Origin of the sequence: Synechococcus sp. PH41509, from assembly GCF_020514285.1 — a bacterium.
Lineage (GTDB): Bacteria > Cyanobacteriota > Cyanobacteriia > PCC-6307 > Cyanobiaceae > Parasynechococcus.
The window spans coordinates 1-21,903 of sequence record NZ_VTLD01000004.1; the positions used below are offsets into that span (position 1 = coordinate 1).

Genomic DNA, 21,903 nt, shown 5'->3' on the forward strand with positions numbered 1-21,903 from the left:
GATCCAGGCACTGTCCATAGTCCCCGCGCTCGAGGGCTGCCTCTGCTTCGGAAAGGTCCAGTCCTGAGTCTTGCTCGCTCACCCTTCAGCCGCGTCCCACAACCATGGTGCCGATGCCAGCGTCCGTAAAGACTTCGAGCAACAGGGCGTGGGGAACCCTGCCGTCAATGATGTGGGCGGCTGCCACGCCTTGCGCCAAGGCGCGGATGCAGCATTCCGTTTTTGGGGTCATGCCTCCTGCGACGCCGCCGTCTTCGATCAACTGTCTTGCCTCTGAGAGGCGCAGTTTGCGGATCAAGGAGTCAGCATCGTTTCGGTCCTTGAGGATGCCGGGGGTGTCGGTCAGCAGGATCAGTTTTTCGGCCTCCAGGGCCGCCGCCAGTTCTCCCGCAACTGTGTCGGCATTGATGTTGTGGGCTCTCCCGTCATCGGGGGTTGCGGCAACGCTGGATATGACGGGCACGTAGCCCTTCTCCAGCAGCGGTTCCAGCACGTCGGGATTGACGCGGGCAACGTCCCCCACTAGCCCATGGCTGCCATCCCCCCAGGGGCGAGCCTCGACCAGGCTTCCGTCACTTCCGCTCAAGCCAACGGCACGGGTGCCGAGCTGATTGAGCCCATTCACGATCTGTTTGTTGACGCGTCCCACCAGCACCATCTCCACCACATCCATGGTGTCGGCGTCAGTGACGCGCAATCCGTCGCGGAATTCGGCTGGAATTTCCAGACGCTGCAGCCACTGGTTGATTTCCGGCCCGCCGCCATGAACCACAACGGGTTGGACCCCAACACAGGCAAGCAGAGCCAGATCGCGAAAGACGGCAGCACGCAGTTCGGCATGGGCCATGGCGGCACCGCCGTACTTGATCACAATGCGTCGCCCGGCGAAACGCTGGATATAAGGAAGGGCTTCGCTGAGCACCGACACCCTGAGGGCGTCATCGTTGTTCTGGGCGGACTGGGCCATGGCTTATGCCTCACTCGCTGGAAGCAGAACAACATCCAGCCGCTGCTCATCCAGTTCCTTGAGTTCCGCTCGCATTCCTTTGGCGAAGAAACGCCCGAGACGCTCTTGCCGCTCTTGCCAGCGTTCGAGAGGAACGGCTCCCAGCAGAAAACGCAGCCGCAGGCCATAGCCAGCGTCGGAATGCAGCTCTTCGATCTCCTCCAACTGCGGCGGGGTGTCCTCGTCCCAGAGCTTGAGCGCTTCGAGCGACGACTCCAGATGGGCCTTCTGGCCGTAGCGCCAGCGCGTCACGTCGCCGAGCAGTTTGCCCAGTTCAGGGGCTGCTGCTTCCCGTTCTTTTTGGAAGGTCTTGATGGGTGTCACCCGGATAGCGGGTGGCAGCTCCGAAGATTTCAAGGCCAGGCCCCCCAACAAGATGGGAATTCCATAAAAAATTGTGGGCAGGCTGAGGTTGGCGCTTCCCGTCGCGTAAGCGGTGGCACCGATCACTGTCAGCACGCCTCCTGCGATGGTGACGAGGCTGCCGGGGGAGAAGAAATCCTTCATGAAGGCCTTGGCTTGATCGTCATTTTGACCTCTAGGCCATCAGGATGGAGATCCACTGCCTCGAGCTAGATGCCTGATCCATCGTCGATTGGCATGGACGATCTGCTCCAGCAGCTCGATCGCGATCGCAGCTGGTTGTTGCAGCAGATCGATGGCGGTCGTTGGCCTGAGCTCCGGCTTGACCTGGCGGCCCTCGAGCGAGAGCTCGGGCAACTGATCACCCGAGCTTCAGAGCTGCAGGACGAAGCGGGTCGCTAAGCGACCACGACCCGAAAGTGTCCTCTGATTCAGAACGGAATGTCGTCGGTGTCGGGAACCAGGGGCGCAGCATTCCAGCTGGCCGGTTCAGGCTCGTTCGCCACTGTGGTCGGCGCGGCCCCAGGGGCCTGGCGGCTGGGGGCCGGGGCTGAGGCGTTGCCGGAAGGAGCTGCACCCGTGGCTACCGCGCCGATCGGATGAAGCCGAGCCAGGGTGAATTCAGCCCTTTTTTCCTTCATGCCATCACCCCGGGGCATGGTGTTCATCCGCAGTCGGCCTTCGATCAGCAGCCGCTGCCCTGTCTGCACACGGTTCTGTAGCTCCTGGGCCAGGTTGCCCCAGCCAACCACTTTCAATTCGCCTGGCGGATCACCCTCCCGCAGGGGGTCAAAGCGCACGGCCATCTCCGCAATGGGAGTCTGGTTGTCTTGGGTGTATCGAACCGTCGGTGCGTCGATCACCTCCACTTCGAGCACGCAATGGTTCATGGCTTGAGCTGGTGTCGGCGCACATCCTGATGCAAGGGCCCGCGAATGACCAGCGTCGTGTCCTGTTGCTGGCTGGAACCGGTGAGGGGCCGCGCTTGGTGCAGGAGCTCTCCCGCTTCAACTGGCGTGTGAGCGTGAGCGTGGTGACCTCAAGTGCGGCGAAGGCTTACGCGGGACTGCCGCTGGAGCGGATCTCGATCGGTGCCCTGCAAGGTGTTGGCGGAATCATTGCCGCTCTGCAACAGGCCGGGCCGTTTCGTTGGGTGGTGGATGCCACGCATCCCTTTGCAGCTCAGATCAGCCATTCCCTGGTCACCGCCTGTGCTGCGGTGGACCAACCGCTGCTGCGTTATGAGCGTCGCCGCGAACCGCTTGGAGGTGCCTCCCTGGTGGCTGATGCCGAGGCATTGGCAGTGCAGCCGCTCCAGGGCCAGCACCTGCTGCTGGCTATTGGGGGTCGCCATCTTCCGGCGATGGCTGCTGCTGTACGCCGCGCTGGAGCCATCCCCTATGGCCGTGCGCTTCCGTCCCCTGATGGATTGCGAGCAGCCCTGCGGGCGGGTCTGCCCCCGGATCACCTCGCCGTGGTGCGTCCCCTGCAGGGGGAGGTGCCGGGGGCGATCGAGCGGGCCCTTTGCCAACGCTGGGGCATTGGCGTGGTGCTGTGCCGCCAGTCTGGTGGTGTGACGGAACAGCTCTGGCATCAACTCACAACAGAGCTGGGGCTGAACTTGGTGCTGTTGCGCCGTCCATCCCCCCCCGATGGCATGGCTTGTGTCGAGGATGTGAGAAGCCTTTTGGATCGGCTTGAGCGAGATTGAAGCGAGTGGGATGGTGCTTGCCCTCACCACGGAAGCGGACGCCGAGCGAGCCCAACAGCTGGCTGAGGTCTTGCTGGAGCGCCATCTTGTGGCGTGTGTCTCCATTCACCCCGTTCAGTCTTTCTACCGCTGGGAGGGGGTGCTGGAGCATTCCCATGAGGTCCAACTGCTGATGAAGACCTCCGCCCAACATCTGGAGGCGCTTCGCTTGGCCTTGTCAGAACTGCACAGCTACGACACACCCGAGTGGTTGAGCTGGCCGGTGACCGCTTCACCGGCCTATGGGGCTTGGGCCCTGGCTGAGCTCAGTTCAGATGCGTCGCCGCCAGCTGCTTGAGGGAGACCTGGGAGCGTGCCCCCAGTTGCGTCACGATTTGACCAGCGCAGAGAGCACCAAGCTGACCACAGCGTTCGAGGGACTCGCCCTGGGTGAAGCCATGCAGGAATCCCCCGGCATAGAGGTCGCCTGCTCCTGTGGTGTCCACCAGGTCGCCCAGGCCGAAGATGCCGATATCCCAGCGTTGGTCTCCACTCAGCACGACGGATCCCTGAGCTCCACGGGTGATTGCGATCACCGAGCAGCAGCCGCGGACCCGGTCGAGGGCCTGATCGAAATCCTCGGTTTCGTAGAGCGACTGAATCTCGACATCGTTGGCGAAAAGCACATCCACATGGCCATTGACCAGCTCGAGGAAACTCTCCCTGTGCCGATCCACGCAGAAGCCATCCGATAGGGAGAGGGCCACCTGCCCTCCTGATTCGCGGCAGGCTTCTGCGGCGGCGATGAAGGCTCGCTTGGCGGCTGGGCTGTCCCAGAGGTACCCCTCCAGATAGAGCACTTTGGCCTGCTTGACCATCGACAGATCGAGATCCTCCGGCTCCAGCTGCGTGGAGGCCCCTAGGAAGGTGCACATGGTCCGCTCCGCGTCGGGCGTGACGTAAATCAGGCAGCGCGCCGTTGTGGCTCCGCTTGTGGCGGCTGGGGTTTCAAAGCGTGCACCAACGGCTCGAATGTCGTGGCTGAAAATGGTTCCGAGCTGGTCGTCCCGGACACGACCGATGAAACCAGCGCGACCGCCGAGCTGGGCGATCCCGACCATGGTGTTGGCGACAGATCCACCGGAGGTCTCAAGGCCAGGACCGCTCGCCTTGTATAGGGTCTCGGCCTGTTGCTCATTGATTAACGCCATGCCTCCTTTCTGGAGGCCGTTGTCAGAGATGAAGCTGTCGTCCGTCTGGACCAGAACATCCACGATCGCGTTGCCGATGCCAACGACATCGAGATTGCAGGTGCTGGGGAAACGGGTTTCAGGCGACATCGGTGCTGTGAAGACAGCCCCGAAGTATGAACCTCAGAGGCTCAGGCGCTCAACAACGCGCGTTTCGGGCCATGGATCGGATCTTCCACAACGATGGTCTGATCACGGCTGGCACCAAGGGAGACGATGGCGATCGGCACTTCCATCAAATCCGCGAGGAAGCGCAGGTAATCCATGGCGGGTTTGGGGAGATCCTCAAGACTGCGGCATTCCTCCGTTGAGCATTGCCAGCCAGGCAGTGTTTTGAAGATGGGTTTGCACTGGGCGAAGTCCTCGGCACTGCTCGGGAAGTGCTCGATCCGCTCGCCGTTGAGCTCATAGGCCACGCAAACCTGGATCTCGTCGAGTTCATCCAGAACATCCAGCTTGGTCACGGCCAGACAGTCCAAACCGTTCACCTGCACGGCATAGCGACCGATCACACCGTCAAACCAGCCGCAGCGCCGCCGCCGGCCCGTGGTGGTTCCGAATTCCCCACCGCGTTCGGTGAGCTGATCATTCAGGCTCCCGCTCAGTTCCGTGGGGAAGGGGCCCTCACCCACGCGAGTGGTGTAGGCCTTGGCGACTCCGATAACACGGTCAATCAGAGTCGGACCGACGCCAGCACCGATGCAGGCCCCTCCGGAGACGGGATTGGACGAGGTGACGTAGGGGTAGGTGCCATGGTCAAGGTCCAACAGGGTGCCCTGGGCTCCTTCGAACAGGATGTTTTTGCGATCCCTGGCAGCCTGGTGAATGGCTTGGGTGCATTCCACAACGTGGGGTGCGAGGCGCTTCCCGTATTCCAGATATTCCTTGATGACATCCTCGGCATTCAGAGGAGCAACGCCGTAGATGGTTTCAAGAAGTTCGTTCTTTTCCTGCAGAGGCCCCTCAAGGCGTTCCCTGAGCCGTTGTTCGTCCAGCAGGTCGATCACCCGGATGCCGCTGCGCTGCGACTTGTCCGCGTATGTGGGGCCGATTCCGCGGCCAGTTGTTCCGATCCGACGCGCTCCGCGTTGCTTCTCCATGGCCTGATCGAGCAGGCGGTGGTACGGCATCGTCACGTGAGCCGTGGATGCCAAGCGCAGGCCAGAAATATCGATGTCATTGGCGATGAGCATGTCGAGCTCACCAAGCATCACCTTGGGATCCACGACCGTTCCTGACCCAATCAGGCAGATCGTGTCGGGATAGAGGATTCCAGAGGGAATGAGGTGCAATTTCAGGACACGTTCGTCAACGACGATCGTGTGGCCTGCATTCACACCACCCTGATAGCGCACCACCACATCGGCCGAGCGGCTGAGGAGATCGGTGATCTTTCCTTTTCCCTCGTCACCCCACTGCGCTCCGATGACGACAACGTTGGCCAAGAACACGGCGGCCCGAAGCCGCAGATCTGCACAATCCGCGAGTATCTCAGATCTCGGGTGGCCTAGTCAAAGCGTGTGTCCAGGGACTCAGCTGCCCCGGACCACAGACTTCTCGGCTTTGCTGAGTTCCTTGGCGATCCGGTCATGGAGTGCCTCAGGAAGGGGACGGTTGGCATAGGAGGTGTAGTGACCCGCCAGAGAGTTCAGTGCGGTCTGCATGGTTGTGAAGGAGCTGAGTCCGTTCACGCGCGGCTGAGGCCGGTAGCGGGACATGTAGTCATTGATCAGTGACCGAGCGTCCGCTTCGGCTTCGGCGTGGGTTGGATCGTCCTGGGGCAGGTCGATCACCGTTCTCAACGTGCGGGAGACCGCCACTGTGTCTTCCACGTAATTGCCGCTCAAACGGGCTTCAGCATCACCACTGCAGGCCGTTAGAAAAAGGCATAAGCCCAGGCCGAGGGCTACGGCAGCCCGGCTCAAGGGGCGAAGCAGGCGTGTCAGTGCGGAGAGCATGAAACCCTTGAGAATCTGCTGACTTTAGGGGTGGAGTGCCTTGATCAGGCAAGACAAGGCCTCTGCGTGGGGAAGCTTCTGTACCTCTCGGTTGCTGCGGCGAACCAGCTCAACGACGCCATCGGTTGCGTCGCGTCCCACCACGATCCGCCAGGGAATACCGATCAAATCCGCGTCTTTGAATTTGACGCCCGCTCGTTCCTTTCGGTCATCGATGAGCACGTCGACCTCTGCCTTCTGAAGTTCCTCATAGAGCGTTTCCCCCAGCTGGGCCTGGGTCTCGTCCTGGATGTTGGCGACGACCACAATCGCTTCGAATGGAGCGATTGTGGTTGGCCAGCAGATGCCACCGTCATCGTGATGCTGTTCGACGGCAGCCTGCGCCAGCCTGGAAACGCCGATTCCATAGCAACCCATCCAGAACGGTTCGGTCTTGCCGTTCTCGTTGGTGAACCGACTTTCCATGGCTTCGGAATATTTCCGGCCCAACTGAAAAATGTGGCCGACTTCGATGCCACGTTTTTCGCTCAGCCGTGAGTCCGCGTTGTGTCGACAGGCGTCGCCCGCCCGTCCATTGCGCAGATCCAACCTTGTCGGCTGTTGCTTGAGGGCGGTCCAGCTGGTGTTGAAACGGTGCTGATCTGGCGTATTTGCACCACACACAAAACGACTCAATTCAATGGCTGTTTCGTCTGCCAGGCGCAGGAAGGTTGGCTCCCAGGTCTTGGCTCCCTGCAGGACGTCATCGGACAAGTCAGGTCCGATGGATCCGAAGGGGATGGGATCGATGTCCTGGCGGTTTTGGTCGTCTGGCGTGATCGGGCGGCAATCGAGGACGCCCTTGCCCAGGATGCTGCTGACGGCGTTGACGACTTTGGTGGGGTTCAGGTCCTGGTCACCACGAAGGCTGACCAGGAGGGGTTGGAGCGTGTCGTCGTCCAAGGCCGCCACGAAAAGCAGCACCTTCACCACTTGGCTTGGATCCCAGCCTTTGGCGTCGCAGAGGCTCTCGATGCTCCCCAAACCAGGGGTCGGTATGCACTCCTCAGGGCCTTCGGGCAAGGGCGATGCCGCTGGGGCAATCGAAACAGCTTTCTCCTGATTGGCCGCGTATTGCCCGTCATCGCTGATCAGGATCAGGTCTTCCCCGGCATCCGCCGTCACCATGAACTCCTGGGAGGCCGCACCTCCGATCGCCCCGCTGTCGGCATCGACGGGGACGACATCGAGTCCGCAACGTTCAAAAATGCGGCGATAGGCCTGATCCATCAACCCGTAGGTCTCGCGAAGGTCCGCTTCGCTGGCATGAAAGGAGTAGGCGTCTTTCATGATGAATTCGCGACCTCGCATCAGACCGAAGCGAGGACGGATCTCGTCTCGGAATTTGGTCTGGATTTGATAAAGGTTCACCGGAAGCTGCCGGTACGACCTCAACAGTTCACCTGCCAGGTTCGTGATGACTTCTTCGTGGGTTGGTCCAAGCCCCAGCTCTCTGCCTTGCCGGTCTTCGAGGTGAAACATGATTCCCTCGCCAGCTGTGTAGCCCTGCCAGCGACCGCTTTTCTGCCAGAGCTCTGCAGGGTGCAGCTGTGGAAGCAGGGTCTCCTGGGCGCCGGCGCGGTTCATCTCCTCACGCACCACGGCTGTGATTTTTTGAAGCACCCTCCACATCAGAGGTAGATAGGCGTAAATCCCTGATCCAATGCGACGGATGTACCCAGCACGCAGAAGCAACTGATGCGAGGTGATCTCCGCTTCGGCGGGAACATCCCGAAGCGTCACCAGCAGCAGGCGGGAGACGCGCATCGATCGCAAGAAAACGAGATTTGGAAGCTATCACCGCTTCGGAAGCATGCCGATCGTAGAAGTGTCCGTTTTGCTGGGATTCCACTGTGCGCCCTGAGTCTCGGCTGCTACCGTCCAGCACAATCCAGCCTGTCCTAGGCCCGTCTCATGTTTCCTCGGTCCGTTGAATCTGTGGCGTCACACGTTCAACAACAGGCAGAACCTTCCATGGATTCAGCCCAAGCTTCCGCGCAGGCTGAGGCCTTGGTGGGAATTGACGACGTTCAGAAATCTCTCAATCGTTCTCGCGCATCGGTCTACCGCTACACCAATACAGACCCTCGAAACCTCAATCCTCCCTTTAACCCTCGCAAGCTGAATCCGGAGTACCGCAGCGATCAGAAAGATCCGCTGATGTTCCATCCCAACGAAGTTGCACGCTTCGCCAAGGACGTTTTGCGCATCAAGGAAGTCACTGTTGAGGTGCTGAACTCTCCGTCAACGGCGACGCAGCAGATTCTGGGATCAATCCTTGAAGAGCTCCGTGTGATCCGCACCCATCTCGAAGGCAGCGTGCAGCCACCTTCTGACCTAAGCGCACGTCTCGACCAGCAAGATCGTCCTGCTGCTTAATGATCCCTGCATCTGTCTTTGGGCAGTGACAGAATGAAGTGATCAACGTTGTGATGAGAAGAGGGAGCCCTTGTGACTCCCCGTTCTATGGCCTCAGATGCTTTCCTCCCGTCTGGCGATGACGCCATCGCGTCGTCCGAGACGGATGAGCCGTTTAGTCGTAGCGCCTCTTTGACGGCCGTAACTGGACTGCTGATTGCTGTTATTAGCTTCAGCGCTCCTCTTGTGGCTGTGATTACGGATCGAACGTTCTCCTCTCCGCGACTGATCCCAACCGCCTCGCATCGGAATGGATCTCCATCAGCTCCCCCCGTCTCCTTCGCAAGGATTGGTGAATCTCATCGTGGAGATTCCGGCAGGAAGCAGAAATAAATACGAATATCTGGCTGAGGCTGGCGTGATGATGCTCGACAGGGTGATGCACTCCTCGGTGCGCTACCCCTTCGACTACGGCTTCATTCCCAACACGCAGGCGGACGATGGATCTCCCCTGGATGCCATGGTCATCATGGCCGAGCCCACTTTTGCTGGCTGTCTGATCAAGGCCCGCCCTATCGGGGTTTTGGATCTGTACGACCTGGACGTCTACGACGGGAAGATCTTGTGTGTTCCCGATGCGGATCCCCGTCAAGACGAGATCCATAGCATTCGCCAGATTGCGGCATCACAGCTTGAGGAGGTCGCTGAATTTTTCAGGACCTACCGCACGCTGCAAGGAGGAGTTGTGTCGATTGATGGTTGGCGTGACATCGATGCGGTCCAGCCATTACTTGATTCTTGTATCAGCGCGGCCAACTGATCTCAGAAAAGGTCCGCTTGATTCGGCCAGATGCTTGTAAGTTGGTTCGCACTGAGATTCGCCGAAACTGTGCCCACCATCCGATTCGAGCAGGAAGGCCAGCAGGTTGGCTGCATCGAGGGCGCGAATCTGCGAAAAGCTGCACTTGATGCAGGCGTCAACCCGTACAAGAGCCTCAACAACCTCAACAACTGCAGTGGCGTTGGTCAGTGCGGCACCTGTGTGATGGAGGTGATCGAAGGTCAGGGCAATCTCTCGCCCCGCAGCGACGTCGAAGAGGTGTACCTCGCTGACCGTCCTGCGAACTTCCGCCTGAGCTGCCGCACCACCGTGAACGGTGATGTGACGGTTCGTACCCGTCCGGCCGAAGGTGTTGGCCGCGGCTCCAACAGCCTCGTTGGTGCGATCAAATCCCTGTTCGGCCGCTGATCTTGGCGGAGATTGTTCAGGTCTACAGCTATAACCGCTGCAGCACCTGTCGGAAGGCGTTGGCGTGGCTGTCTGAACGAGGAATCACCCATGACGTGCACGACATCACCCTGAGCCCACCCTCCAGCGAGCTGCTCTCGGCGGCTTATCAATTTTTAGGTGAGCGGAAGCTGTTGTTCAACACCAGTGGTCAGAGCTATCGAGCCATGGGAGCTGCATCAGTGAAGGCCCTCACCGATGACGAAGCACTCGATGCTCTGGCTGCCGACGGAAAACTGATCAAACGTCCGTTTGTGGTGGTGGATTCCTCCACGTTTCTGATCGGCTTTAAGCCTGATCTCTGGGAGTCGACGCTCCAGGGCTGAAATTCAATCCATCCAATTCGCTGATCAGGGCATCGACATCTCCCTGGTCACGGATCTGGCGGAAGCTGGAGCGTTTGATGTCTTCCAGCAGGGCCACGAGCAAGTCCTGACTTCGAGTCAATACAGGGCCTTGTTCAAGCATGTGTGCAAGTTCCTCCCACAGCCGATCGAGGGCCTCTGATCCCAGGGATTCGAGGACAGGGTCGCGCTGACCGATGCGGTTGCCGGCTCCCTTGGAGAGGTCGAGGACGGAGGTCACCATGCTTTCCGCCATCTGGCGGCTGAATTCCGATTCGGCGTTTTGCAGTCCCGGGAGCCGCCGCAAGGCGTCAGGCACCACGTTCCGGTCCAAACTCTGCTGCACCAGATGGCTGATCAAGGCTTGCAGTTGCGGGCGCATGGCTGGGCCAACACGCGTCAGCAGGAGTGGCAGCCATAACCGCAGCAACTCGACCACCTCCCGCTCATCATTTAGATCACTGCTTTGGTAACTGCACAGTCCGCGCACCCTCTCCGGCAGTTGCGGAGATCGGATCAATTGCTGGAGGGTGTCGACGAGTCGGATGGCGATGACCTCAAACAGCTCCACCGCTAACAGGGCCACCACGCCGCGGCTGATGACCGCACGAAGAGGTTCCAATTGCAGCAGCCCTGCTCCGCAAAGGCGCTCTGTGACAGGGATCACCCTGAGCCAGCGCGCAAATGGAAGCAGCAGTGGCAGGTCGATCCAGCGGCGTAACAGGGCGTCGCGCCAGCGGATCGCGGGGTAGCGCTGTTTCAGGCGCAGGGTCCGCAGAAGGATGTCGAGGAGGAACAGGAGTTGAAACGGAGTGTCGATGCGCCAGCTCAGATCGCTGGGGCGTCCGTTTTCGTCGATGCTTCGCCAGTAATTGCTTTCCACCAGGGGCACGATCTGCTGGCTCCAGAACTGACGCTCCTGGCTCCAGGGGGATTGCTCGAGATGCTCTGGGCTCAGTAGAAGGTTGGCCGATGCGCGAGCTGATTCCAGGCCGGTACGTGCTCGGAGTCGGTTCTTGAATTTCTCAAGCGCACCGGCATTGCCTGAACTGATGAATGGGTTGCTGTCCATCAGCCCCGTGGTTAGAGCCGCCTGCTGCTTCAGCAGATCGCTGCTTTCAGGTGTGCGCGAACCGTTTTTCAGGAGTGCTTGATCCAGGGCGCTATAGGCCTTGAGATAAGCCTCTGTGTCGCGATGGGGTTCGATGCCCTTTAAGGGGTCCAGAAGTGGGGTGATGTCTGGCAGCCAGGGCAGAGGGACCACCAGGGGCAGCGATGGGACCGGATAAAGATTGCGTTGAAGCCAGAACGTGCGCAGGGGGATGTAGGTGAGGTCAAGAGCGACCCAGCTGAGATTGATTGCGGCGATGACGGCAATGGCCTGGTCCCAGCGGCGCCAGCTGAGCAGGCCTCGATGGGGCTTGAGTGCTTGCCAGCGTGGACGGATCATGGGGCCTGCAGGCTCCCCCTATCGTGGGTCGAAAGATTGAGCCTGCCCACATTGAACGCGGAGAAAGGGCCTTCTGATGTGAAGGGCAGAGTGAGCGCGATTTGGGAGTTCTGGGCCCCGTTTCTGTTCACGGTCTCGCTGTATCTCTTGCTTCGGCAATTCGCCTTTGAAGCGCGTTACATCCCATCGGGATCGATGCTTCCTGGCCTGCAGGTTGGCGACAAGTTGATCGTTGAGAAACTTTCGTATCGGTCCCGCCCTCCCCAGCGTGGTGAGATCGTCGTGTTCAATTCCCCAAGTGCGTTTGATCCCGTCTGGAAATTGGAGTCGGGGCAACCGAATCCACTGAAGTGCGGCATCGTCACCTTCCCAGGCATCAGTTGGGTTGTCGATCGGGTCCTGGTGCAGCGCTACCCCGAATGTGAGGCCTGGATTAAACGGGTGGTCGGTGTTCCTGGCGATGTTGTTGAGGTCAACAGTCGCGGCGCTGTGAGCATCAACGGCACAGCCTTCAAAGAGCCTTACGTCACCAACTTCTGTTCGGATCGGGATGGAATGATCGGCTGCAAAGGTCTGTATGCCGTCGTCCCCAAAGGCAATGTTGTCGTTTTGGGTGACAACCGTCGCAACAGCCAGGATGCACGTCGTTGGCCCGGGGGGCCGTTCCTGCCCGACGATCAGATCATCGGGCGTGCTGTCTTCCGCTTCTGGCCGCCTGCGCGGATCGGTCCGCTCAGCAACTGAGTCCGCAGGCCACAACACTGCCCTGAAGTTCACGTCCCAGCCAGGGAATGTTGGCAGCGCGTGGAGCTCCAAGCGTGCTTCTCTCGACTGACCAGCGTTGCTCGGGATCGAACAGCAGCCAGCGCCGGCTGCCCTGCTCGAGCTGTTCAGGGGGCTGATCGATCAGGGCCGACGGCCCAAAGCTGAGGGCTTGCCAAAGATCTTCAACGGTCCAGCAGCCCGATTGCACCAGAGCATTCCAAAGCGCTGGCAGCACCAGATGGTGGCCGCTGAGGCCTGCCGGACGCTGGTCACCCGGCAACAGCATGTCCTCGGCATCCAGAGGCACAGCGTGGACAGCCACGGCAGTAATGATTCGCTGTTGAACGGCCTGGATCAACTGGTCACGATCCTCGGGACCCCCGAGAGAGGGGCAGACGCGCCAGCCTGGATCGCTGCTGGCCAGCATGCTGCGGTCGGTCAGGAGATGCCACCAGCTCACGCTGCTCAGGGGAGGGAACTCGCAGCCTGAAAGCTGCTGCACCGCTGCTGCCGTGGACAGGTTCATCAGCCGTAGTTGTCGTTCCGGATGGCGTTGATGCAGCAGTAGCAACTGGCTGAGCGGAAGGGTCTCGCTGGTGATCGGATCCGCTGGCCACCCGGCCCGCAGTGTTTCCACGCCTTCCCTCACCAGACCCTCCCCCTGCAGAGCGGGATCTCGGGGTGCCACGAGCACTGGGCATCCCCCCATCTCTCCGAGCAGCAGTCCCCGTTCCAGCAACGGGGTTGGAACCATGGCGTCATCGTCTGCCAGTCCGATGGCACCGTGTTCGAGCAGATCGCCATGGGGGGCAAGTTCATCCGCCTTGCCGCCGCGGCTGAAACCTCCCCAAAGGTGCAGGCGAACTGTTGCTGCTTGATCCTGATCGAAGCTGAATCCCTGGAGCTGATCTGGGCAATCGCGCCAGTTGTTGCTGCGGGGAAGCAGGGCAATCTGGCCGTAGCCCCCTGCGGCGGCACAGTGCCGCAGGCTCACGGCTGTTTCTTGATCCCCACTGAAGGGGGTCTCAAGGATGGAATGGGGATCAACCAGGCAGGGGGCGACCAGTTGATCCGGTGCTGGGCTGGCCTTGATGCCCAGGCCAAGGGCCTGCTGCCGGGCCTCGTCGTCAAAGCTGACGAGCACTCCCTGATCGATCAGGACTGCACCGAGCTGAACCGTGTGTCCGGGGCCACGCAGGACGCGCACCGGATCCAGCAGCAAGGTGTCGTTCATGACATCAGAGAGCGCCTGCTGCCGTTCGGTCAATCACGCTTCCGAAATGGGAGGTGAGGTTGAGGCAGGTCACCACTGCAGGCTGGCCTGGATCGGCGGCAATGTCGACCACTGTGACGCCACCGTTGCCCTGTTTAACGGCCCAGATGTCGGCCGGGGTCAGCCCCAACAGATCGCAGAGGATCGTCTTGTTGACGGCGTCGTGGGCCACCACCAGCACCGTTTCCTCAGGCTTCAGCTCACCAGCGATCTCTCCCCAGCTCCGGACGGAACGGGCCCACACGTCCTGGATGGTTTCCCCCTCAGGCATCTGCACGGTTTCTGGAGCACGCTTCCAGGTGTCCAGCAGCTCCGACCAGCCGTCTCTGATCTCGGATTCGAGCTTGCCTTCCCACAGTCCGTGTCCGATCTCCACCAGTCCATCGATCTGGGTCAGGGGCACATCGTGATGCGCCTCGAGAATGATCTGGGCCGTTTCGGTTGGGCGTGACAGTGTGCTGCTCCAGGCCCGATCGATGGGGATGTCTTTGAGGAAATCGCGGGCGGCCGCGGCTTGACGGCGACCGTTGCTGTTGAGCGGAATATCGATTTGGCCCTGGAAGCGGCCTTCCTTGTTCCAGTCGGTCTCGCCGTGCCGCACCAGGATCAGCCTGGCGTTCTTGCCCTTCTCTGGCAGAGGTTGCAGGTGTGTGGTGCTGTTCAGGCATTCGATCTGCACCTGGAAGCGATCAACACCGGGATGGAGGTTGAAGATCGAGAGGGATGTGTTGTCGACGCGGAGCCGCCGAAAACCATTGTCTGGTTCTCCCAGCAACACCAGCATCAGGCAGCGCAGGATGGCGTTGTGTGCCACCACCAGCACCGTGTCATTGCCATCGACGTGATGGCGCTGCAGCAGGTTGGAGATGAATCCACGCGCCTGCTCCATCAGCTCCGGCAGGGGCTTGTAAGACGAACCGTCCCGACGTTGAAGTTCCAACCTCATCGGTTGCTGTTTCCAGATGCTGTAAGCCTCTGGTGACCCTTCGATGAGCTCATCGATGGTTTGACCGGACCAGGGTTCCAGATCCACTTCCAGCAGGCCGTCATCGGGCACAACATCCGCTGCCTGACCGGCATGAGCCTCCAGCAGGCTTGCGGTTGTGGCGGCAGCCCGTTGCAACGGCGAGCTGTAGATGGCTTGGAAGCTCACCTCCTGCAGCGAGCGGCCTAGGGCCCTTGCCTGTTCATGACCCTCATCACTGAGGTTCGAAAGATCATCCCGACCCTGGATGCGCCGCTCCTTGTTGAAACTGCTGAGACCGTGGCGGACCAAAAGAAGACGAAGGGGCACGGTTCAGCTCAGCGTCAGGGCGCGGCCATCGTATGGAAGCGTCCTTGCGGGGGGGACAATCGTGGGCAGTTGACGCCAGCTGGTGCCCAGTTCCCCACGACCGGTTTCCCCGCGCTGGAAGGGGCTTCTGGCGGCCCTATCCCTGGCTCTGGCCGGTTTTATCTGGCTGTCGGGCTTGGTTGACAGCTTGTCCAGACCATCGGTGGCTCCGGCCCTGAGCCTTCAGCAGCAGGAGCTGACGCTCCTGGCGGAGCCAGCGGTGCCGTCCTCGTTGAGAGAAGCCTTGCTGGGGGAGTCGCCGCGGGATGCGCTGCTCAAAGCCCTGGAGGGGATCTCATCCGAGGATCGCAGTGAGCGGCAGCAACGGATGCTCCTTCTCTTGCAGGGCCAGACTCCTGCCTCTGCAGAGCTTGAACGCGAACCCGAAGATCCCCTGCTCCAGCAGCTGCTGTGCGAAGTCAGCGCGTCTGAGCCGGGGCTCTGCATTGATGGTGCAGCGGCGGGCCAAGCGGCGTTGCGTTTGGCGTTCAGCACGGTGCTGCCACTGGTGACTGCCCTGATCGGTGGTCTGCTGCTGATTGGCCAGGCCTGGCGGTTGGTACGGGGCCGTCTGATGGCCTGGCCCGCGGTTCAGGGGCCGGACCTGACTTTGATCGATATGGCCCTGCTGGTGGCGGGAGGCTTTGTCGTCATCAGTGCCGTTGGCGTCCCATTGGTGGCGTTCCCCTTGGTCGGTGCACTCACGGCTGGGCTTGCCAGTCCCCGCCGTGAAGCCGTGGGCGTGGTGATCAACTACGGCGTGATGGCCTTGCCAAGCCTGCTGATCCTCTGGCGGCAAGTGCGTTCGCTGCCCAAGGAGAGGGCACCGCTGGGCGGATGGATGCAGTGGCGGCTGCGGCCTTTGCTCTCCGCTCTGCTGGATGCAGTCGCGGGATGGTTGATGGTGACCCCCGTGGTGATGCTCACGGGATGGTTGCTCGTGCGCCTGGTGGGGGATCCAGGGGGGAGCAATCCGCTGCTGGAGTTGGTCCTGGGCAGCCATGATCCGATTGCTCTCGGCTTGCTCGCTCTCACAGCCGTTGTGCTGGCTCCGCTGTTCGAAGAGACCATTTTTCGCGGTGCTCTGCTCCCAGTTCTGGCGGCCCGGCTTGGCCCCCTTGCGGGTGTCTTGCTCAGTGGCCTGTTGTTTGCCATGGCCCATATCAGTGTTGGAGAGCTGGCACCCCTCACCGTGCTCGGGGTTGGGCTGGGGTTGGTGCGGCTCCGCAGCGGACGGCTGTGGCCTTCAGTGCTGATGCATGGGCTTTGGAATGCAGTGACGTTCCTGAATCTGTTGCTGCTCTGAGCCTTGCCCCGCCTTTCCACAGGTGGTTCACTGGCCTATTCGCCTGTGATCCCGGTGGTTGCCGCTCCGGAACAGCGTGCATCGACCACAGCTTTTGAGCTGATTCAAGGGTCCCTGTCCTCTGGACGGATTGCACGACGATCCCCTCTCCTGGGGGGACTCCATCGCTTGATGGACGGCACTCTGCTGGGGCTGATCGCGGCGGTTGCTGTTCTGGCGGGACTGACGTTGCACTGGCAGCATCGCTGGACACTGGCCTTCCGCCTTCTGGAGGCGACCAACACCCAGGCGCACCGATTGACGGAATCAACTGCTGTCATGGAACAGCATCTGCTCCAACGTTCCCAACAACCGAACACTCTTGTGCCCACCCAGGTGGCCAACCTGGTCCATCTCGATCGCCCCGCTCTGCATTCGCTCCAGCCGACCACTCCCTCTCCGATGGTTTCGTTTCAGGAGTTGGGAGATCAGCCCATTAGGTCGGGGTACTGATGACGCGGTTGTCAGGGCGTCGACCTGTTCGTTCGCGACGTTCCCGAGCACGGGTCGTTCCTCTGACGCAGGTTCCGCCGAAGCGGATGTGGATCATTTTCTGGATTCTGGCGGCAGGTTTGCTGGGCTTGATTGGTCGCATGGCATGGCTGCAGTTGGTGCAAGCTCCAGCTTTGGAGCAGCGTGCCCGTCAACTGCAGACGCAGCGCACCCAGCCTCTGGGGCAGCGGCGCCCGATCGTCGATCGCACCGGCCGCCTGGTCGCCATGGATGAAAAGCGGTTTCGGCTTTGGGCCCATCCCCGTTACTTCAACATGCCTGGAGATGCCCCCAATGCTGTCCGTCCTGTTGAGGATGTTGCAAAGGTGCTGGCTGATCCGTTGGCCCGCCCCGCGTCCGAGCTTCTAGAAGCGATGGGAACGCAGGTATCGGGGATCAAATTGGCCGAAGAGCTTGCTCCTGAGACCGCTGATCGCATCGGTGCTCTCGGAATCAGTGGCCTGGATCTGGAGCCCTATCCCCAGCGGGTTTATCCCCAGGCATCGTTGTTCGCCAACGTGGTCGGTTTTCTCAATGTGGAGCGGCAACCCCAAGCGGGCCTTGAGCAGAGCCGTGATGGCGATCTTGCCCGCCATGAGCAGACCCGATATCTCCGTCGAGGAGCAGATGGCACCCCTTTGCCGGCCAATCTGGATCCTGGATCTTTTTACGGCGACGACTTGCGTTTGCAGTTGACGCTGGATTCCAGGCTCCAGCAGGTGGCTCTGACCGCTCTGGCTGAGCAGGTCATGAAGTGGAAAGCGCAAAAGGGCGCCGCGATCGTGATGGATGCCACCAATGGTGAGCTGTTGGTGCTGGCATCGACACCTACTTATGACCCCAATCGTTACTGGGATTTCCCCACCGGGCGGTTTCGGGAATGGTCCGTTCAGGATCTCTATGAACCGGGATCAACGTTCAAGCCGATCAATCTGGCTCTGGCGCTCCAGGATGGCGCCATCCAGCCGACGGATCGGGTGAATGACGTCGGCCAGCTCACCATTGGTGGTTGGCCGATTTTTAATCACGACAAGCGGGCCAATGGCCTAGTCGATTTCGCCACCGTGCTGCAGGTGTCGAGCAATGTCGGCATGGTCCAGGCGATGCGCCGTCTTGACGACGACGCCTACTGGAACTGGATGCAGCGTCTCGGTATCAATGAGCGTCCCGACACTGACCTCCCCGGAGCGGTGGCTGGACAACTCAAGAGCAAGGAGCAGTTCACCAGCCAGCTCATTGAGCCAGCTACCACGGCATTTGGTCAGGGGTTTTCACTCACACCGCTCAAACTGGTGCAGCTCCACGCCATGCTGGCGAATGGCGGCAAGTTGATCAGTCCCCACATCACCCGCGGATTCCGCTCGGGTGATGCATTGGCTCCGGCGGCAGCGCCCAGTGGTCAGCAGCTGCTGAAGCCTGAAGTCACCCGCACGGTGCTGCAGTGGATGGAGTCGGTGGTGGACAAGGGCAGTGGCAAGGGTGTGAAAACACCGGGATACCGGATCGGCGGCAAAACAGGAACGGCGCAGAAGGCCTTGAATGGGATTTATCTCCCAGGCGCGAAAATCTGCAGCTTCGTGGCGACCTTGCCGATTGAAGATCCCCGCTACGTGGTGTTTGTGGTGGTGGATGAGCCCCAAGGTGAAAACGCCTATGGATCAACCGTGGCGGTTCCGGTCGCCAAACAAATCATTGATGCCCTGCTGGTTGTGGAGCGCATTGCGCCTTCAAAACCTGCTGAATTGAACAAGCTTTTGAGCAGCTGACGCACGAAAAAGCGCCGCTACGTTACTGGTAAAGAGCCGTCGTACATCATGGCCAGCCTTCTCGATCAGCTTTCAGAAATGACCGTGGTCGTTGCCGACACGGGTGATCTGGAGGCGATCCGTAAGTTCACCCCTCGGGATGCCACCACCAACCCATCATTAATCCTTGCTGCCGCTCAGATTCCGGCCTATCAGAGCCTGATTGATGAGGCCCTGCGGTCATCGCGCAAGTTGATGGGCAGCGATGCACCGGTGGAAGACGTGGTGCGGGAAGCCCTGGATGAAATCAGTGTGATCTTCGGCAAGGAGATTCTCAAAATCGTTCCCCGTCGTGTGTCGACGGAGGTGGATGCTCGCTTGAGTTTCGATACCGACGCCACGATTGAAAAAGGCCGAAAGCTGATTCGTCTGTACAACGATGCCGGCATCAGCAACGATCGCGTCCTGATCAAAATCGCCTCCACGTGGGAAGGCATCAAAGCCGCTGAGGTGCTGGAGAAAGAGGGGATTCACTGCAATCTCACCTTGCTGTTCGGTTTCGGTCAAGCGGTCGCTTGCGCCGAAGCCGGCGTCACCCTGATTTCCCCCTTCGTGGGGCGCATCCTGGATTGGTACAAGGCTGAGACCGGGCGCGATTCCTACCCCGGGCCGGAGGACCCTGGCGTCATTTCCGTGACCCAGATTTTCAACTACTACAAAACCCACGGCTACAGCACGGAGGTGATGGGGGCGAGCTTCCGCAACATCGATGAGATCACCGAGCTGGCCGGTTGTGATCTGCTCACGATTTCACCCAAGCTGTTGGATCAGCTCCGCGAAAGTGATGCGATCTTGACCCGAAAATTGGATGCAAACCATCCCAGCAGCAGTGAGGCCAAGATTCACGTTGATCGCGTCCGTTTCGATGCGCTGATGCAAGACGACCGGATGGCCACGGACAAACTCACTGAGGGCATCAAAGGTTTCAGTAAGGCGATTGAAACCCTGGAGCATCAACTGGCCCATCGCCTTGCAGAGTTGGAGGGCGGTTCCGCCTTCCGCCACGCCGTCTCTGAGATCTTCATGCTCAACGACATGAACGGCGATGGATCGATCACCCGTGATGAATGGCTCGGCAGTGATGCCATCTTTGATGCGCTGGATCAAGATCATGATGGTTTGATCTCCCAGGAAGACGTGCGCCAAGGCTTTGGTGCTGCTCTGGCACTGACCTCCGTCTGAGTTCATCGTTTGAGCTTTTGCTGGGGAGAAGCAAGCCATGCTTCTCCTCTCATTCACGTTTGATTTTTCGGTCAAGGATTCATTCCAATGCATGCGCTCGACACCATGCGCGCTTTGGCAAGCAAGGCCGAAGTGATCTATCTGAAGCAGGGGCAGATTCTGTTTCGCACGGGGGAAACCGGAACCTGCATGTATGGGTTACTGGAAGGATCCGTGCGTCTCACCTGGATCGATTCGACAGGCCATGAAGGGCATGAAGACATCCCTGTTGGCCATGTTTTTGGCGCAGGTGCCCTCGTGATGGAGGACCATGAGCGTCTGAGCACAGCCACGGCCACCACTGATTGCCGGCTGATTGCCATGAACCGCGACAAGTTTCTGTTTGCGGTTCAGGAGACACCGATGTTTGCGGTGCAGCTTCTCGCGTCGATCGATGCCCGTTTGCGGGACATCAAGTTGGCCGACGGATGAGCTCCGGGTCGCTTTTTATGCGAAAAGGGCATAATCCTGCAAGTTTTTGTATTGCTCGTTGCAAAGCCATCCCCTGCGTTTGGCTTTGCAACTGGGCTTGTTTCAGCTCAGTCTTGGGATTCTTGGTGTCCTGATCCTTGGCCTGCTGAACCGTCTCCTGATTCAAGACATCCAGTTGCCGGCGGTGCTGGCGGCCTTGGCCGTAGGTGGTCAGCAGCTGATGGGGTTCACCCGCGCCTGGTTCGGCCATCGCTCTGATCGCATCCCCCCCAGCCGGCTGCGTCGCACCCCTTTCATCGTCATCAGCTCGTTGGCGATTGCCTTGTTGTTCGGTGTGGTCTGTCAGCTGGTGCTGCGGTTGGCCACCAGCATGGAGGCCTCCGGCGGTGAGCTCAATGGGCTGCTGATTGGCCTGCTGATCCTCGTGTTTGTGGCGATTGGCACGGCCATTGCCGCTGGTGGAACAGCGTTTTCGGCCTTGATCGCTGATCGCACCACGGCAGCCGAGCGGCCGAGGGTGCTGTCGGTGGTGTGGGGGATGCGTCTTATGGGGGTGTTGCTGGGAAGTGTTCTGGTGAATCAGGTGTTCGGCAGTGCCTGCGCGGCCGATGCCAGCCGCACCGCTGTTCTGGCTGGACTGCAGCGGTTGTCGGTGGTGACGCCGTTGGTTCTGCTGGGGCTGGGGGTGGCGTCGGTGTTCGGCGTGGAACGCCGCATAACAGGCTTGATGGCGCCTGTGGGGTCGCCCCCCCCCGATGTTCCCCAGCGGTTGGCCTTGCCCCAATTGCTCTTGAAACTGCGGTCCATCCCCCAGGCCGGTCGTTTCCTTGGGGTGCTCTGCCTGTTCACCTTCAGCATGTTCCTCAACGATGCGGTGCTGGAGCCCTACGGCGCCGCCGTCTTTGGCATGAGTGTCTGCGCCACCACATCGCTGAATGTGTTGATCGCTCTGGGCTTCTTTGGTGGCTTGGGGCTCAGTGGTTTCTGGTTGATTGAGCGCGTCGGCAACATCTGCACCGCCCGGGTGGGTGCGGTGCTGGCCGCTTTTGCCTTGATGCTGATGTTGTTGGCCGGGGCTGAGCAGTCGATCCCCCTGTTGCGGGCAGGGGTGGCCCTGTTTGGTTTGTCGCTTGGGGTGTGCATGAATGCCTGCCTCACCTTGATGTTCAGTTTTGTGCAACCCGGGCGCACGGGCTTTCTTCTTGGCATCTGGGGTGCGGGCTATGCCTATTCCTGCGGCCTGGCCACCATCAGTGGCGGTGGGCTGCTCACCTTGTTCCAAGCCTTGAACGGTGGTGATTTGTTCGCGTCCTATGGCGGAGTGTTCGCTTTGCAGATGGTCTGTTTCCTGGGAGCCGCATTGATGACGCGCCGTTTGGATGTGGTCGGTTTCCGCAACACGGTGAAAACTCGCTTCAGCGACGTGATGGAGATGGCGGTGGATTGAACGTTGGATGAAGGGCCGGATCCACTAGAAACGGCTTCCTTGAA

General features: G+C 60.3%; 24 protein-coding genes. 14 read left to right on the plus strand and 10 right to left on the minus strand.

The genetic code is table 11. The features are described from left to right. Positions 1 to 85: 85 nt before the first annotated feature. Positions 86 to 967 carry an acetylglutamate kinase gene (gene argB, locus FZZ88_RS00875; protein ID WP_166017388.1) on the minus strand — a complete coding sequence of 294 codons (882 nt, stop codon included), beginning with the start codon at positions 965 to 967 and terminating at the stop codon, positions 86 to 88. A 3-nt stretch (positions 968 to 970) separates the two neighbouring features. Continuing rightward, entirely contained in the window at positions 971 to 1,513 is a 543-nt protein-coding gene (locus FZZ88_RS00880) for a DUF2854 domain-containing protein (protein WP_166017387.1), read from the minus strand. 69 nt (positions 1,514 to 1,582) lie between these two features. Here FZZ88_RS00880 and FZZ88_RS00885 point away from each other — a divergent pair, with 69 nt between their 5' ends. Continuing rightward, positions 1,583 to 1,771 (plus strand): hypothetical protein, encoded by a 189-nt coding sequence (locus tag FZZ88_RS00885; protein ID WP_230332790.1) that lies wholly within the window; start codon positions 1,583 to 1,585, stop codon positions 1,769 to 1,771. A gap of 29 nt (positions 1,772 to 1,800) precedes the next feature. On the opposite strand, the gene FZZ88_RS00890 is transcribed toward FZZ88_RS00885, so the two are convergent. Next, a complete protein-coding gene (locus tag FZZ88_RS00890) occupies positions 1,801 to 2,259 on the minus strand; it encodes a single-stranded DNA-binding protein (protein ID WP_230332791.1) in 459 nt (152 codons plus the stop codon). A gap of 29 nt (positions 2,260 to 2,288) precedes the next feature. Between FZZ88_RS00890 and FZZ88_RS00895 the strand changes: the two genes are divergently transcribed. Further along, complete coding sequence (locus tag FZZ88_RS00895) at positions 2,289 to 3,080, plus strand: precorrin-6A/cobalt-precorrin-6A reductase (protein WP_226426184.1); 792 nt, start codon at positions 2,289 to 2,291, stop codon at positions 3,078 to 3,080. Positions 3,081 to 3,090: 10 nt separating this feature from the next. Next, positions 3,091 to 3,417: a divalent-cation tolerance protein CutA gene (gene cutA, locus FZZ88_RS00900; protein WP_166016968.1), complete on the plus strand. Its 327-nt coding sequence runs from the start codon at positions 3,091 to 3,093 to the stop codon at positions 3,415 to 3,417. On the opposite strand, the gene FZZ88_RS00905 is transcribed toward cutA, so the two are convergent. The 4 genes from FZZ88_RS00905 to FZZ88_RS00920 all read right to left on the minus strand — a co-directional run bounded on the left by FZZ88_RS00905 (position 3,386) and on the right by FZZ88_RS00920 (position 8,073). Then, positions 3,386 to 4,399, minus strand: a complete 1,014-nt coding sequence (locus FZZ88_RS00905; protein WP_166016907.1) for an adenosine kinase — start codon at positions 4,397 to 4,399, stop codon at positions 3,386 to 3,388. The two genes, cutA and FZZ88_RS00905, sit on opposite strands and share 32 nt — an antisense overlap. A gap of 41 nt (positions 4,400 to 4,440) precedes the next feature. Continuing rightward, the gene (locus tag FZZ88_RS00910) at positions 4,441 to 5,760 is read right to left on the minus strand and encodes an adenylosuccinate synthase (RefSeq protein ID WP_170952146.1); all 1,320 of its coding nucleotides are present in this window, start codon (positions 5,758 to 5,760) and stop codon (positions 4,441 to 4,443) included. A gap of 81 nt (positions 5,761 to 5,841) precedes the next feature. Further along, positions 5,842 to 6,267: a photosystem II protein Psb27 gene (gene psb27 / locus FZZ88_RS00915; protein ID WP_115023968.1), complete on the minus strand. Its 426-nt coding sequence runs from the start codon at positions 6,265 to 6,267 to the stop codon at positions 5,842 to 5,844. Positions 6,268 to 6,291: 24 nt separating this feature from the next. Beyond that, positions 6,292 to 8,073, minus strand: coding sequence for a proline--tRNA ligase (locus FZZ88_RS00920; protein ID WP_166016906.1), 1,782 nt, complete (start codon positions 8,071 to 8,073; stop codon positions 6,292 to 6,294). A gap of 207 nt (positions 8,074 to 8,280) precedes the next feature. Here FZZ88_RS00920 and FZZ88_RS00925 point away from each other — a divergent pair, with 207 nt between their 5' ends. The 4 genes from FZZ88_RS00925 (at position 8,281) to FZZ88_RS00940 (ending at position 10,278) form a co-directional block, all read left to right on the plus strand. Then, positions 8,281 to 8,685, plus strand: coding sequence for a resolvase (locus FZZ88_RS00925; RefSeq protein WP_226423653.1), 405 nt, complete (start codon positions 8,281 to 8,283; stop codon positions 8,683 to 8,685). Positions 8,686 to 8,974: 289 nt separating this feature from the next. After that, positions 8,975 to 9,484, plus strand: coding sequence for an inorganic diphosphatase (locus FZZ88_RS00930; RefSeq protein ID WP_166016904.1), 510 nt, complete (start codon positions 8,975 to 8,977; stop codon positions 9,482 to 9,484). 69 nt (positions 9,485 to 9,553) lie between these two features. Then, positions 9,554 to 9,913, plus strand: a complete 360-nt coding sequence (locus FZZ88_RS00935; protein WP_166016903.1) for a 2Fe-2S iron-sulfur cluster-binding protein — start codon at positions 9,554 to 9,556, stop codon at positions 9,911 to 9,913. A gap of 2 nt (positions 9,914 to 9,915) precedes the next feature. Then, positions 9,916 to 10,278 carry an arsenate reductase family protein gene (locus FZZ88_RS00940; protein ID WP_166016902.1) on the plus strand — a complete coding sequence of 121 codons (363 nt, stop codon included), beginning with the start codon at positions 9,916 to 9,918 and terminating at the stop codon, positions 10,276 to 10,278. Here FZZ88_RS00940 and FZZ88_RS00945 read toward each other — a convergent pair. After that, entirely contained in the window at positions 10,241 to 11,746 is a 1,506-nt protein-coding gene (locus FZZ88_RS00945; protein ID WP_166016901.1) for a hypothetical protein, read from the minus strand. The genes FZZ88_RS00940 and FZZ88_RS00945 overlap by 38 nt on opposite strands. 78 nt (positions 11,747 to 11,824) lie before the next feature. Here FZZ88_RS00945 and lepB point away from each other — a divergent pair, with 78 nt between their 5' ends. Then, positions 11,825 to 12,490: a signal peptidase I gene (lepB, locus tag FZZ88_RS00950; protein WP_166016967.1), complete on the plus strand. Its 666-nt coding sequence runs from the start codon at positions 11,825 to 11,827 to the stop codon at positions 12,488 to 12,490. On the opposite strand, the gene FZZ88_RS00955 is transcribed toward lepB, so the two are convergent. Both FZZ88_RS00955 and FZZ88_RS00960 read right to left on the minus strand, forming a co-directional pair. Continuing rightward, complete coding sequence (locus FZZ88_RS00955) at positions 12,480 to 13,745, minus strand: dihydroorotase (protein WP_166016900.1); 1,266 nt, start codon at positions 13,743 to 13,745, stop codon at positions 12,480 to 12,482. The genes lepB and FZZ88_RS00955 overlap by 11 nt on opposite strands. 4 nt (positions 13,746 to 13,749) lie before the next feature. After that, complete coding sequence (locus FZZ88_RS00960; protein WP_166016899.1) at positions 13,750 to 15,078, minus strand: histidine phosphatase family protein; 1,329 nt, start codon at positions 15,076 to 15,078, stop codon at positions 13,750 to 13,752. Positions 15,079 to 15,160: 82 nt separating this feature from the next. Here FZZ88_RS00960 and FZZ88_RS00965 point away from each other — a divergent pair, with 82 nt between their 5' ends. The 6 genes from FZZ88_RS00965 to FZZ88_RS00990 all read left to right on the plus strand — a co-directional run bounded on the left by FZZ88_RS00965 (position 15,161) and on the right by FZZ88_RS00990 (position 21,859). After that, complete coding sequence (locus FZZ88_RS00965; protein ID WP_166016898.1) at positions 15,161 to 16,423, plus strand: CPBP family intramembrane glutamic endopeptidase; 1,263 nt, start codon at positions 15,161 to 15,163, stop codon at positions 16,421 to 16,423. Between the two features lie 3 nt (positions 16,424 to 16,426). Next, on the plus strand, positions 16,427 to 16,915 hold the full coding sequence (locus FZZ88_RS00970; RefSeq protein ID WP_115023954.1) for a hypothetical protein: 489 nt from the start codon (positions 16,427 to 16,429) through the stop codon (positions 16,913 to 16,915). Next, the gene (locus tag FZZ88_RS00975; RefSeq protein ID WP_166016897.1) at positions 16,915 to 18,720 is read left to right on the plus strand and encodes a penicillin-binding protein 2; all 1,806 of its coding nucleotides are present in this window, start codon (positions 16,915 to 16,917) and stop codon (positions 18,718 to 18,720) included. The genes FZZ88_RS00970 and FZZ88_RS00975 overlap by 1 nt, the downstream gene beginning before the upstream one ends. Positions 18,721 to 18,768: 48 nt before the next feature. After that, entirely contained in the window at positions 18,769 to 19,941 is a 1,173-nt protein-coding gene (locus FZZ88_RS00980) for a transaldolase (protein ID WP_166016896.1), read from the plus strand. Between the two features lie 87 nt (positions 19,942 to 20,028). Next, positions 20,029 to 20,412, plus strand: coding sequence for a cyclic nucleotide-binding domain-containing protein (locus tag FZZ88_RS00985; RefSeq protein WP_166016895.1), 384 nt, complete (start codon positions 20,029 to 20,031; stop codon positions 20,410 to 20,412). Between the two features lie 58 nt (positions 20,413 to 20,470). Beyond that, complete coding sequence (locus FZZ88_RS00990) at positions 20,471 to 21,859, plus strand: MFS transporter (RefSeq protein ID WP_166016894.1); 1,389 nt, start codon at positions 20,471 to 20,473, stop codon at positions 21,857 to 21,859. Positions 21,860 to 21,903 lie beyond the last annotated feature (44 nt).